The organism is Kitasatospora sp. NPDC059646, assembly GCF_042734615.1.
Classification (GTDB): Bacteria; Actinomycetota; Actinomycetes; order Streptomycetales; family Streptomycetaceae; genus Kitasatospora.
Map to the genome: position 1 here is coordinate 1 of NZ_JBHWDS010000063.1, position 12,889 is coordinate 12,889.

At 75.9% G+C, this 12,889-nt stretch carries 11 protein-coding genes and 1 pseudogene; 11 read left to right on the forward strand and 1 reads right to left on the reverse strand.

Annotated elements, in window-relative coordinates:
• The 10 genes and pseudogenes from ACFV1L_RS31585 to ACFV1L_RS31630 form a co-directional block, all read left to right on the forward strand.
• Positions 1–254 (forward strand): annotated as a pseudogene (locus tag ACFV1L_RS31585) (hypothetical protein); the annotation flags it as partial.
• A complete protein-coding gene (locus ACFV1L_RS31590) occupies positions 251–1,342 on the forward strand; it encodes a glycosyltransferase (protein WP_380372443.1) in 1,092 nt (363 codons plus the stop codon). The pseudogene ACFV1L_RS31585 and the gene ACFV1L_RS31590, both read left to right, overlap by 4 nt.
• A gap of 22 nt (positions 1,343–1,364) precedes the next feature.
• Positions 1,365–2,399, forward strand: a complete 1,035-nt coding sequence (locus ACFV1L_RS31595; RefSeq protein WP_380372446.1) for a GNAT family N-acetyltransferase — start codon at positions 1,365–1,367, stop codon at positions 2,397–2,399.
• Positions 2,399–3,904, forward strand: coding sequence for a hypothetical protein (locus tag ACFV1L_RS31600; protein ID WP_380372448.1), 1,506 nt, complete (start codon positions 2,399–2,401; stop codon positions 3,902–3,904). The genes ACFV1L_RS31595 and ACFV1L_RS31600 overlap by 1 nt, the downstream gene beginning before the upstream one ends.
• Complete coding sequence (locus tag ACFV1L_RS31605; RefSeq protein WP_380372450.1) at positions 3,901–5,103, forward strand: DegT/DnrJ/EryC1/StrS family aminotransferase; 1,203 nt, start codon at positions 3,901–3,903, stop codon at positions 5,101–5,103. Before ACFV1L_RS31600 ends, ACFV1L_RS31605 begins: the two co-directional genes overlap by 4 nt.
• An 87-nt stretch (positions 5,104–5,190) precedes the next feature.
• Positions 5,191–5,679, forward strand: a complete 489-nt coding sequence (gene mscL, locus ACFV1L_RS31610) for a large conductance mechanosensitive channel protein MscL (protein ID WP_380372453.1) — start codon at positions 5,191–5,193, stop codon at positions 5,677–5,679.
• Positions 5,680–5,849: 170 nt separating this feature from the next.
• Complete coding sequence (locus tag ACFV1L_RS31615; RefSeq protein WP_380372456.1) at positions 5,850–6,620, forward strand: hypothetical protein; 771 nt, start codon at positions 5,850–5,852, stop codon at positions 6,618–6,620.
• A 244-nt stretch (positions 6,621–6,864) separates the two neighbouring features.
• The gene (locus tag ACFV1L_RS31620) at positions 6,865–7,488 is read left to right on the forward strand and encodes a DUF6643 family protein (protein WP_380372458.1); all 624 of its coding nucleotides are present in this window, start codon (positions 6,865–6,867) and stop codon (positions 7,486–7,488) included.
• Between the two features lie 155 nt (positions 7,489–7,643).
• Complete coding sequence (locus ACFV1L_RS31625; protein WP_380372461.1) at positions 7,644–8,546, forward strand: MOSC domain-containing protein; 903 nt, start codon at positions 7,644–7,646, stop codon at positions 8,544–8,546.
• 150 nt (positions 8,547–8,696) lie between these two features.
• The gene (locus ACFV1L_RS31630) at positions 8,697–11,132 is read left to right on the forward strand and encodes a right-handed parallel beta-helix repeat-containing protein (protein WP_380372464.1); all 2,436 of its coding nucleotides are present in this window, start codon (positions 8,697–8,699) and stop codon (positions 11,130–11,132) included.
• Between the two features lie 9 nt (positions 11,133–11,141).
• Here ACFV1L_RS31630 and ACFV1L_RS31635 read toward each other — a convergent pair whose 3' ends face one another.
• Positions 11,142–11,861: an SDR family oxidoreductase gene (locus ACFV1L_RS31635; RefSeq protein ID WP_380372465.1), complete on the reverse strand. Its 720-nt coding sequence runs from the start codon at positions 11,859–11,861 to the stop codon at positions 11,142–11,144.
• A 94-nt stretch (positions 11,862–11,955) separates the two neighbouring features.
• On the opposite strand from ACFV1L_RS31635, the gene ACFV1L_RS31640 reads away from it, so the two are divergent.
• Complete coding sequence (locus ACFV1L_RS31640) at positions 11,956–12,849, forward strand: LysR family transcriptional regulator (protein ID WP_380372468.1); 894 nt, start codon at positions 11,956–11,958, stop codon at positions 12,847–12,849.
• Positions 12,850–12,889: the final 40 nt, after the last annotated feature.

Sequence of the window (12,889 nt, forward strand, 5' to 3'; positions counted from 1 at the left end):
GCGCCGAGCCGCCGCGCCGCGCCGAGCCGCAGCGCCGGACCGAGCCGCCGCGCCGCGGGGAGCCGCCGCACCGGGTGGAGCCGCAGCGCCGCCCGGGCGAGCACCAGCGGCCGGCCGAGCCGCGCCCGCCGGTGTACGGCGAGGGCCCGGACCGCCGCGACGGGGCGACGAGTTGGGGCCGCCGGCCGGCCGAGCTGCCGCCGGAGGAGCCGGTGGAGACAACGCTCCAGCTGCGCCTGGGCGAGGACCGGTGACCGGCCCGGCCCGGGTGCTCTGGCTGGCCAAGGGCCTGGGGCGGGGCGGGGCGGAGCAGCTGCTGGTCAACTGCGCCCGCCACGCGGACCGTTCGCGCTGGGCGGTCGAGGTGGCGTACGTGCTGCCGCACAAGGACGCGCTGGCGCCCGCGCTGGAGGCGGCCGGCGTCGCCGTGCACTGCCTGGGCGGCGCGCCGGGCCGGCGCTGGCCGCTGCGGCTGCGGGCGCTGCTGGCGGAGCGCCGGTACGACCTGGTGCACACCCACATGCCGGTGCCGGCCGTCGCCGCCCGCCTGCTGACGGCCGGCCGGCGGACGCCTCGCCTGGTGCACACCGAGCACAACCTGTGGGAGCGCTACCGGCTGCCGACCCGCTGGGCGAACGCGCTCACCTACGGGCGCAACGACGCGGTGATCGCGGTCTCGCACGCGGTGGCGGCGGGCATCGGACGCCGCCTCCCGGGCGGCCGGCTGACCGTGGTGCACCACGGCCCGGACCTCGGCGACGCGCCGTCCGGCCCGGCCGCGCGCCGCGCCGCCCGGGCCGAACTGGGCCTCCCGGAGGAGGCGTTGGTGGTCGGCACGGTCGGCAACCTGACGGCGAAGAAGGACCAGGCGTCGCTGCTGGCCGCGTTCGCGCTGCTGCGCCGCCGGCGCCCGGACGCCCGGCTGGTGCTGGTCGGCACCGGCCCGCTGGAGCCGCGGCTGCGCGAACTGGCGGGCGACGGCGTGCTGTTCGCGGGTTCCCGGGCCGATGTGCCGGCGCTGCTGCCGGGCTGGGACGTGTTCTGCCTGAGCTCCCGCCAGGAGGGCCTGCCGGTGGCGCTGATGGAGGCGATGGCCTCCGGCCTGCCGTCGGTGGTGACCAGGGTCGGCGGCATGCCGGAGGTGCTGGACGACGGGGTGGAGGGCCGGCTGGTCGCGCCCGGCGATCCGGCGCGGCTGGCGGCCGCGCTGGACGGCCTGGCGGCCGACCGGGGGCTGCGGGAGCGGATGGGCGCGGCGGCCCGGGAGCGGTCGAAGTCGTTCGACGTGGCGGGCGCGCAGCGGGCGATCGAGCGGGTGTACGCACGGGTGCTGGCCCGCTGAGTCCGGAGGGGACGAGCACGACGTGAGCGCTGAACTGACGTACCGCGGGCTGGAGTCGGCGGACGTTCCGGCGGTCCTTGAGCTGTTGACGGCGTCGCTGGCGGGCGGCCCGACGGGGCGGCGCAGCACCGAGTTCTTCGACTGGAAGCACCGGGCGAACCCGTTCGGGTCGAGCCCGGGGCTGGTCGCGGTCGCCCCGGGCGGGCGGATCGCGGGGGTGCGGCTGTTCCTGCGCTGGTCGTGGCGGGGCGCGGGCGGCCGCGAGGTGGCGGCGGTGCGGCCGGTGGACACCGCGACGCATCCGGACTTCCGGGGGCGCGGGATCTTCCGCGGGCTCACCCTGGCGCTGCTCGAACAGGTCGCGGGCGAGGCCGAGTTGGTGTTCAACACGCCGAACCGCGACAGCCTGCCGGGCTATCTGCGGATGGGCTGGCGGGAGCTGGGCCGGGTGCCGGTGGCGCTGCGGGTGGCCCGGCCGGTGTCGTTCGCCCGGGGCGCGCGGGCGGCGCTGGCCCGCCGGCCCGGTCCTTCGGGGCCGCCGCGCTGCGAACTGCCCTCCGCCGCCGACTGGTTCGCGTTCCCGGATCCGCGGCTGCCGGAGCTGCTGGCGGAGCGGGCGCTGGCGGACGCCGCGGAGAGCCGGCTGCACACGGTGCGCACCGCCGGGTACCTGGCGTGGCGGTACGGTGCCGCGCCGGGTCTGGACTACCGGGTGGTGACGGTCGAACGGGGCGGCGAGCTGGTCGGGTTGGCGTTCGGCCGGCCCCGGCGGCGCGGGCCGCTGGCGGAGTTCACGCTGGCCGAGCTGATCGTCCGCCCCGGCGACCGGTCGGCCGCCGCCGCGCTGCTGCGGGCCGCGGCGGGCTCCGGCTGCGACCACGCCGCGACCCATCTGGCGCCGGGCACCGAGGCCGCGCTGGCGGGCCTGCGGGCGGGCTGCGTGACCGCGCCGCGCACCGGCATGGTGCTGGCGGCGCGCACCCCGACCGGTCCGCTGCCGGCCGAACGCACCCTCGCCGACTGGCGGTTCAGCCTCGGCGACCTGGAGGTCTTCTGATGGCGGCGGCGCGGCCGGCCGTCCTGCGGCTGCGCGCGGCGGTGCGGCGCGGCCGGCTGACGGCGCTGGCCTGGGCGCTGGTGATGGGCTACGTGACGGTGTTCGTGCTGGCGATGGTGCACACCACGTACGACACCTGGGGGGCGCTGCTGGTCGCGCCGGCGCTGATGGCGATCGGTACGCCGATCCTGGCCCGGGTGGCGGCGGGCAACCCGGAGCGGGGCGTGTTCAAGCTGCTGATCGTGGCGATGGGCGCCAAGCTGTTCTGCGCGTTCCCGCGCTACCTGATGGCGTTCGTGCTGTACGGCGGCGCGGCGGACGCCAAGATGTACGACCGGAAGGGCTCGGAGCTCGCCGAGTACCTGACCACCACCGACCTGCTCGGCGGGCTGCACTACGACCTGGGCATGAAGGTCGCCGGGACCGGCTTCGTCGTCATCGTCACCGGCGTGGTCTACGCGGTCACCGGGCCGACCCTGGTCGGCGGGTTCCTGGTGTTCTCCTGGCTGGGCTTCTGGGGGCTGCTGTTCTTCTGGCGGGCGCTGCAGATCGCCTTCCCGGAGGCCGACTCGCGGCGCTACGCGAAGCTGGTGTTCTTCCTGCCGTCGCTGCTGTTCTGGCCGTCCAGCATCGGCAAGGACGCCTGGATGATGTTCTGCCTGGGCCTGACCACGTACGGGGTGGCCCGGCTGCTGGACCGGCGGTTCGGCGCGTTCGTGTGCATCGCGGCGGGCTCGCTGGGCACCGCGATGGTCCGCCCGCACGTCACGGTGCTGGCGGGCGCGGGCCTGACGGTGGCGTACGTGCTGCGCAAGCGGCCGCGGCAGGTGTCGGCGCTGGGGCCGCTGCGCACGGTGCTGACGGTGGCGGTGCTGGGCGCCGGCGTGATGCTGATGCTGCAGCAGGTGTCGACGTTCTTCGGCACCGACGGGACCGGCGGGGACGCCGTCAACCAGGTGCTGTCGGAGACCTCGCGGCGCACCTCCCAGGGGTCCTCGGTGATCAACGCGGCGACGGCGGAGGATCCGGCGCCCGCGTTCAGCCTGAACCCGGCGCGGCTGCCGGTGTCGGTGGTCAGCGTGCTGTTCCGGCCGTTCCCGTTCGAGGCGTCCAACGTGCAGAACCTGGTCCAGTCGGTGGAGTGCTTCGCGCTGCTGGTGATGTTCGTCCGCGCCTGGCCCCAACTGGCGCGTGTTCCGAAGCTCTTCGTCCGGCGCAGTTACGTCGCCTTCACGGTGGTGTACACGCTGCTGTTCTGCTGGGCGTTCTCCACCATCAACAACATGGGCATCCTGTCCCGCGAACGGGTGCAGGTGCTGCCGCTGGTCCTGGTGCTCCTGGCGATCCCCCGGCCGGCCGGCTCCGGCCCGGTGGCGCGCCGCCGGCGGCCGCCGGTGTGGCGGGTGCAGCCCGGCCAGTGGGGCGGCGGCCCAGGGCCCGAACCGCCGGTCGCCGTCGGCGCACCGGACACCGTGTCACGAACCCAGGGGGGATCGACCACATGACGACCGACCAGCTGCGCCCCGCCGTCCTCGACGGCGCGCCCGCCTTCCCCGACGGCCTGCCGCTCACCCGGGTCCGGGTGCCCGACCGCGAACGGCTGCTCGGCCGGCTCGCCGAGGTGCTCGACTCCGGGATGCTCACCAACGGGCCCACCGTCCGCGAACTCGAGGAGCGGGCGGCCGAGTTGCTGGGCGTGCCGCACGTGGTGGCGGTGTCCAACTGCACGGCCGGCCTGATGCTCGTCCTGCAGGCCGCCGGGGTGGACGGCCGCCGCCCGGTGCTGATGCCGGGCTTCACGTTCTCCGCGACCGCGCACGCCGCGCACTGGGCGGGCGGCACCCCGCTGTTCGCGGAGGCCCGCGAGCAGGACATCACCCTCGACCCGGCGGACGCCGAGGCCCGGCTGAAGGCGGCCGACGCGCCCGCCGCGATGATGGCCACCCACGTGTACGGAACGCCCTGCCAGGTCGAGGAGTTGCAGCGGGTCGCCGACGCCGCCGGGGTGCCGCTGGTGTACGACGCCGCGCACGGCCTCGGCTCGGCGCGGCGCGGCGTGCCGATCGGCGGCTTCGGCCTGGCCGAGGTGTTCTCGATGAGCCCGACCAAGGTCGCGGTGGCCGGCGAGGGCGGCCTGGTCGCCACCCGGGACGCGGCCCTGGCCGCCACCCTGCGCACCGCCCGCGATTACGGCAACCCCGGCGACTACGACACCCTGTTCCCCGGCCTGAACGCCCGGATGAGCGAACTGCACGCCGCAGTCGGCCTGGCCTGGCTGGCCGGCCTGCCCGAGCGGGTCGCCCACCGGGGCGCGCTGGTCGCCGGGTTCGCCCGCGCCACCGCCGGCCTGCCCGGGCTGCGCCTCGCCCTGCCGGAGGACGGCGACACCTCCACCTTCAAGGACCTGACGCTGATCCTGGACGCCGGCGCGTTCGGCCTGACCAGCCGTCAGCTGGCGGTCGCGCTGAAGGCGGAGGGCATCGACACCCGCCGCTACTTCCACCCGCCCGTACACCGGCAGCGCGCCTACGCCCACCTCGGCCGGGCCGAGGAGCTGCCGCGCACCGACCGGCTGGCCGAGGCCGTGCTGACCGTCCCGCTGTGGTCGCACATGAACGCGGCGACCGTTCGCCGGGTCGCCGACGCGGTGGTCCGTGTCCGGTCCTTCGCGCCGGAGGTGCGGGCCGCGCTGCACGACGTCTGACCGAGCCTCGCAAAGCGGTTCGGCCGTTAGTCGGATCAGGTGAACTCGGTTGGACCGCCGGGAGGTTGGCCCGTCAGGATGGCGAGCATGTTCAAGGGATTCCGCAGCTTCCTGCTGCGCGGCAACGTGGTCGACCTCGCGGTCGGCATCGTCATCGGCGCCGCGTTCACCGCCGTCGTCACCGGTTTCGTCGCAGCCTTCCTGACCCCGCTCGTCGGCGTCGCCTCCGGCGCGGTCGGCGACTTCAGCAAGGAGGCGTTCACCGTCGCCGACGTCACCTTCCCCTACGGCGCCTTCCTGCAGGCGCTGATCAGCTTCGTGCTGGTCGCCGCCGTCATCTACTTCGCCGTCGTGATGCCCGTCGGCAAGCTGCAGAACCGCTTCAACCCGGTCAAGGACACCCCGGTGGCCAAGGCCGACTGCCCCGAGTGCCTCAGCACGGTGCCGGCCGCGGCGACCCGCTGCGCGCACTGCACCTGCGAACTGGCCGGCCGGCCGGGCTTCCCCGCCCAGGCCACCGCCGCGACCGTCGCCGCCGCGGAGGCCGCCGCCGCCGCGGCGACCGCCACCCGCTGAGTCCCTGCCCCGCACCCCCCGGCCCGGACGGCCCCGCCGCCCGGGCCGACGCCTGTCCGGAACCCGGCGCCCCGGATCGCCGCGGCTTGACGCCCCCGGCCGGATGCCGGTAGTCGTCACGGTCGGCGCCCCGGCCGAAGGGGCGTCAACCACCGTGCGGGGAGGGCTCGATGGGCGTACTGGGCTGGCTGGCCGTGATCGCGGCGGCCCTGGCGGCGGCGGTCCTGTGGCGCTGGCTGCAGTACCCCGGGGCGTGGCGCTACGCCTTCGAGCCCCGGTACGCCGCCGACCGGCACCGGCTGGACGCCGCCCGCCACCACCTGTGCGAGGTCCTGCACGCCTCCCGGCGCACCGTCTCCGCCGCCCGCGGCGACGCCGACCGGGCCGCCGACGCGCACCGTCGCCGGATCGCCGCCGCGCAGGCCGAGGTCGACCGGCTGCGCGACCCCGGCCGGGGCGCCGAGCGCGGCGCCCTCGGCGCGCTGCGCCTGTTCGAGCACAAGCTGGTGCTGACCACCGACGGGCGGGCCGCCGACCATCCGCTCGACGGGATCTCGCTGCGCACCGACGAGTCCGCGGGCGCCACCCGCGTCCACCTGGTGCTCCCCGACGGCCGGCAGCGCGAACTGGAGTTCCCGCACGACGAATTCACCTCGGCGAAGGTGCGGGCCTTCGTCGTCGCCGTGCACGACGGCGTGGCGGACGCCAAGCGCTACCGGCTGGAGTGCGAGGCGAAGCTCCCCGCCGCCGAGGCGGCGCTCGCGGAGGTCCGCGCGGACACCGCGGAGGTGGACCGGGCCCACCGGCGGCTGGCGGAGGTCCGGGCCGAGCAGGACGCCGACCCCGCGATCGCGGAGGCCGAAGAGGCCTGGCAGTCCGCGTGCGAGCGCTGGCGCAAGCTCACCGGCGTCCGGCCCCACCGGCCGTTCACCGCCCGATGACGACCGCTCCAGCCTTAACACGACCTTTACTGATCCTTTTCCTACGCCCAGGGGAGCCTTTTGGATCACGACCACCTGCGGATCGTCCACGGACGGTACGCCGGGGATGGCCGAAATGGACCACCCCTTCGCCCAACTAGCTCCAGTATTGTCCGATTTGAGCGCGCGAAGAGTCTGTAAACAGTTGAACTCCAGGCCGTCCCGCTCTCCTCAGCGGGCATGCTGTGGGCTTACGGTATGCCCCATGACCTCGCCCCGCTCCTACGACGGAGTCGGCTACCCCTCTCCGTCCTTCTCCTCCGGCACGCCCATCTACGACAGCCTGGTCGCAGAGCGCGGCATCCCGCAGATCGCACCCATCAACGTGCCCCCGGCCCTCCCGGCCACCTCCTGGTCCTCCGCCTACGGCAGCGGGCTCACCGACGGCTTCGGCTCCGGTGGCTTCGGCTCCGGCTTCGACTCCCCCGGGTCGAACCTGCCGGCGCTGCCCCCGGCCCGACTCGCCCTCGGCCCCGGCCCGAGCAGCGCCCCGGCGCCCGCCCCGCACATCCCGGTGCAGCCCGGCTACGCGGCCGCGCCCGTGCCGCCGCAGCCGTTCCTGCCCGGCCAGCGCCCGGTCGCCCCGGCCTACCCGCAGCCGGCCCAGGCGTACCAGGCCGCGCCGGCGAACTCCTTCGCCTCCGCGCCGCAGAGCTTCGCCCCGAACCTGGCCCCGCAGCCGTTCGGCGCCCAGCAGTTCGGCGCCCAGCCGGCCGGCCAGCAGCAGACGTTCGCCGACCAGTCCTTCGGCGGCAACACCCTGCGCCCGGCCCAGCCGAACGCCCCGCAGCAGTACCCGCAGTACCGCCAGTACCCGCAGGCGGGCTGACCGGGAGCGAACGGCAGCACCCCTCCCCACGGGGGCAAGGTCTCATAGGTCCGACACGGAACCCCGCGTCCCCACCAGGGCGCGGGGTTCCGCGCATCCGGGGCGGGGCGCCGGCAACCCCCGTGGCCCGGAGGGACTCTGGCAGGATGGGCCGCATGCCGCACCTCGCCTCCCTCCATCTGTACCCGGTCAAGTCGATGTACCGCCTCAGCCCGTCGTCCGCCGACGTCCAGCCCTGGGGGCTGGCGGGCGACCGCCGCTGGATGCTGGTGGACGCGGAGGGCGTCGCGCTCACCCAGCGGGACGAGCCGTCGATCGGGCAGTTCCGCCCGCTGCCGTCCGCCGACGGCGCCTCGCTCACCCTGACCGCGCCGGACGGCGCGACCCACACGCTCGCCGTGCCGACGCTGGCCGGGGGCGCCCCGGAGGCGACGGTCTCGGTGTTCGGCACCGTCTTCTCCGCCGCGGCCGCCGCCGCGGACACCTCCGCGTGGCTGGCCGAGCACCTGCCGGCGAAGCTCGGCGAGGTGCGGCTGGTGCACCTGGACCGGCCGGAGGTCAGCCGCCCGATCAACCCGGAGTACGCGGCGCCCGACGAGACGGTGTCGATGGCGGACGGCTACCCGCTGCTGGTGACCACCACCGCCTCGCTGGCCGAGCTGAACGCCCGGATCGCCGAGGACCACCCGGGCGACGGGCGGAAGGGCGCGGCGCTGCCGATGGAGCGGTTCCGGCCGAACCTGGTGGTCGCGGGCACCGAGCCGTGGGCGGAGGACGGCTGGCGGCGGATCCGGGTCGGCGGCCTGGAGTTCCGGGTGGCGAAGCCGTGCGGGCGCTGCGTGGTGACCACCACCGACCAGGAGACCGGGGAGCGCCGCGGCCCGGAGCCGCTGCGCGCGCTGGGCCGGCACCACCGGTTCGGCCAGAAGCTGGTGTTCGGGCAGAACCTGGTCCCGGTCCGTCCGGTCCCGGCGGCCGAGGTGCTGGGCACGGTGACGGTCGGCGACGAGGTGGAGGTCCTGGAGGCGGTCGAGGCGCCGCTGCCGGACCGCCGCTGACCGGCCCCCGCCGCGGCCCGGGCGGACACCCGGAACCACCCCCCGGCTCGTTCGTTGAACCGGGCGACGGTCCGGTCCGCCTCGCGCGCTACGGTGGGGGTGATCGCGCAGCGTCTCGACGCACGACGAAGGCGGGGATGACAGATCGTCATGGGTGAGCTCAGGGTCCGGGTCACGCAGGACAGCGCCTCCCGGTGGCGGCGGCGCAGCGGCGAGTACGCGACGCTCCGCGAGGCCCTGGAGGTGGCCGAGCCGGGTGACACCGTGACGGTCCGGGCGGGGCTGTTCCACGAGGCCGTGCTGGTCGACAAGCCGGTGACGCTGGTCGCCGAGCAGGGCCCGGGCAGTGTGCGGATCTCGCCGCCGGAGAGCGCGGTGCGCGGCGGCACCGCGCTGACGGTGACGGCGGGCGCGACGGTCCGCGGCCTGACGGTGGAGGGTTCGGACCGCAGCGCCCCGGCGGTGCTGGTGGCGGGGGCGGACGGCGCGGTGCTGGCGGACTGCCGGATCGAGACCTCGTCGGCGGTGGGCGTGGAACTCGCCGACGGCGCGCGGGCGCAGCTGGTGTCCTGCACGGTGGAGAACCCGTCCGGCCTGGGTGTGCGGCTGCGGGCGCGGTCGCAGGCCGAGCTGCTGGACTGCGAGATCTCGGCGGCCGGGCAGAGCGGTCTGGCGGTGCTGTCCGGTTCTCGGGTGCGGGCGGAGCGGCTGAGGGTGCATCACGCGGGCGGCGCGGGAGTGCTGCTGGCCGATCCGGGGTCGCTGGCGGAGCTGACCGGCTGCGAGGTGTACGAGGTGCGCGGCTCGGGCGTGCAGGCCGAGGCGCAGGCGGTGGGGCGGCTGGCGGACTGCACGGTGCACCGGGTGGCCGGCAACGGGCTGAGCCTGGACACCGGGGCGGAGCTGGAGCTGTCGTCCTGCCGGGTGCACGAGGTGCCGGAGAACGCGGCGGACCTGCGGGGCGGCGCGAAGCTGACGATGCGCCAGTCGGTGGTGCACGCGTTCGGGCGGGGTGCGCTGTCGGTGTGGGACGGCGGGACGAAGGTGCTCGCGGAGGGCTGCCGGTTCCACTCCGCGCAGGGCGACTACCCGGCGCTGTGGGTGAGCGACGGCGCCGCGCTGGAGCTGGTGGACTGCGCGCTGGACGACCTGCCGGACGCGCTGTTCGTCCTCGACCAGGGGTCGTCGGCGTCGGCCCGGGACTGCTCGTTCACGGCGGTCCGCTCCTCGGCGGTGTCGGTGTCGGGCGGGGCGAGTGCGGACCTGTCGGGGTGCCGGATCCAGGGCGCGGGCACCGGCCTGTGGTTCCGCGACCACGGTTCGGGCGGGCTGCTGACGGACTGTGAGATCGCCGACGTGGCCACGGGCGTGATCGTCACCAAGGGCGCGGATCCGGTGCTGCGCGAGTGCACGGTGCGCGGCGCGAGCGAGGCCGGGGTGTACGTGTCGGCGCAGGGGCGCGGCGAGTTCGACGCGGTGCGGGTGTCGCAGGGCGGCGGTTTCGGCTTCCACGTGATCGACGGCTGCCGGACCAGGCTGGTGCGCTGCCGGGCGGAGCGCAACGCCCGGTCCGGGTTCGAGTTCTCCGAGCCGGGCCCGGTCGCCGAGGGCTGCACCTCGGACGACGTGGCGCCCGCTCCGGCCCCGGCGGCCGTCCCCGCACCGCGGACGACCGATCCGGTTCCGCCGCTGGCGGCGCTGGCGCCGGCCGTGCTGACGTCGTCATCGCCGTCGTCGCCGTCCTCGCCGTCGTCGGCGGTGATCGCGCCGATTCCGGACTGCCGTCCGGCGGAGGTGGTGCTGGCCGAGCTGGACGCGCTGGTGGGTCTGGCGACGGTCAAGCAGGAGGTGCGGACGCTGATCGACCTGATCTCGGTCGGCCGGGCCAGGCAGCGGGCGGGCCTGAAGGCCTCGTCGCCGCGCCGGCACCTGGTGTTCACGGGCTCCCCGGGCACCGGCAAGACCACGGTCGCCCGCCTGTACGGGGAGATCCTGGCCGCGCTGGGCGTGCTGCAGCGCGGGCACCTGGTGGAGGTGGCGCGCCTGGACCTGGTGGGCGAGCACATCGGTTCGACCGCGATCCGCACGGCCGCCGCGTTCGACAAGGCGCGCGGCGGGGTGCTGTTCATCGACGAGGCGTACGCGCTGGCCCCGGAGGACGGCGGGCGGGACTTCGGCCGGGAGGCGATCGACACCCTGGTGAAGCTGATGGAGGACCACCGGGACGAGGTGGTGGTCATCGTGGCGGGCTACACCGCCGAGATGGAGCGCTTCCTCGCCGCCAACCCCGGCCTGTCCTCGCGTTTCTCCCGGACCGTCACCTTCCCCGACTACACCGCCGACGAGCTGCTCGACATCGCCCGGGCGCAGGCCGCCGAGCACGAGTACCAGCTCGACGAGGCCACCGAGGCGGCGCTGCACGCCCACTTCACCGGCCTGGACCGGGGCGCGGGCTTCGGCAACGGCCGCACCGCCCGGCAGGTCTTCGAGAGCATGATCGAGCGGCACGCCTCCCGGGTCGCCCAGCTCGCCGACCCGACCACGGAGGACCTCCAGCTCCTGGTGCCCGCCGACCTGCCGGGCTGACGGGCCCGGTCAGGCCAGCCGGCCGCCGCCGTCGACGTGCAGGACGGTGCCGGTGACGTACGGGTTGTCGATGGCGTACCGGACGGCCTTGACCAGGTCCTCCTGGGCGCCGACCCGGCGGGCGGGGTTGCGGGCGGCGACCTGCCGGAGGAACTCGTCCTTCCCCGCGCCGAGGCCGTCCCAGGAGCCGGTGTCGACGATGCCCGGGGAGACGGCGTTGACGCGCAGCGGGGCGAGTTCCACCGCGAGGGCCTGCACCAGGAAGGCCAGCGCGCCGTTGGTGGTGGCCATCACGGTGCGGGCGGGCGCGGGGCGCCAGGCGGCGACGCCGGAGAAGAACGTCATCGAGCCGCCCTCGGCGAACTGCCCGGCGAGGTGCTTGGCGAGCAGCAGCGGGCCGATCACCTTGGCGTCGAACGCCCGCCGGACGTCGGCGAGTTCGAGGTCCTTCAGCGGGCCGTTTGCGGGCATCCCCGCGGTGGACACCAGGTGGTCGAGCCGCCCGGCCGAGGCGGCCAGCGCCTCGACGGACGCCTCGTCGGACAGGTCCACGGGCACCACGGCGGACGGGCCGGCCAGTTCGCCGGCGGTCCACTCCAGCTTGCGCGGGTCGGGCCCGGCGAGCACCAGTTCGGCGCCGGCGGCGGACGCGGCGTGCGCGACCGCCCGGCCGGTGCGCGAACCGGCGCCGACCACGAGGACGCGGCGGCCTGCGAGGGACTCGGACATGGGGCAACTCCTTCGTTCGGGGACCCCTCCACCCTCGCCGGGCCCGGCCCATGCGTCCAAGGCTTCTTCTTCACCACTCCCATAAACTGTCTGCATGGCAACGCTCCGACAGCTCGAGTACCTGGTCACCGTGGTCGACACCGGCTCCTTCACCCGGGCCGCGGAGCAGCTGCACGTCACCCAGCCCGCGCTGTCGCACCAGGTCCGGGCCCTCGAATCCGCGCTCGGCGGCCCGCTGCTGGAGCGCCTCCCGCGCGCCGTCCGCCCCACGCCGCTCGGCCGGGCGGTCCTGCCGCACGCCCGCGCCGTCCTCGCCGACGCCCGGCGCCTGCACGCGGCGGCCCGCCGCACCGCCGGCCTGGAGGACGGCGAACTCGAGGTCGCCACCATCCACTCGCTCGCCCTCGGCATCCTCCCGGCGGTCCTGCGGGCCTGGCGCCGCGAGCACCCCGAGGTCCGGATCCGGCTGCGCGAGTACCCGCACGCCGAGCAGTTGCGCGCCGCGATGGCCGCCGGCGGCGCGGACCTCGCCGTCGGGCCGGTCCCCGCCGACTGGGACGGCCCGGTCCGCGAGCTGGGCGTCGAGGAGTTCGCCCTGGTGCTGCCGGCCGACGACCCGCTCGCCGACTCTCCCGGCGGCGCCCTCGCGCTGTCCGCCCTCGCCGACCGGGACTGGGTCCACTACGCCCCCGGGCACGGCCTCGCCGAACTCCTCGACCAGTCCTGCGCCCGCGCCGGCTTCCACCCCCGCGCCGCCGTCCGCACCGAGCAGACCTCCGCCGCGCCCATGCTCGCCGCCGCCGGCCTCGGGCCCGCCCTCGTCCCCGCCACCGTCCTCCCGCCGACCCTCGACGCCGCCGTCCTGCGCCCGGACCCCCCGATCCGCCGCCCGTTCGCCGCCTACACCCGCACCCGCCCCGACCGCCTCACCACCGCCTTCGCCGACACCCTCGCCGCCTGCACCCGGCCGGCCGGCCCGCCCCGCTGAGATCCCCAACCCGCCTGCCCGGCCGGGGCGTTGCCGTCCG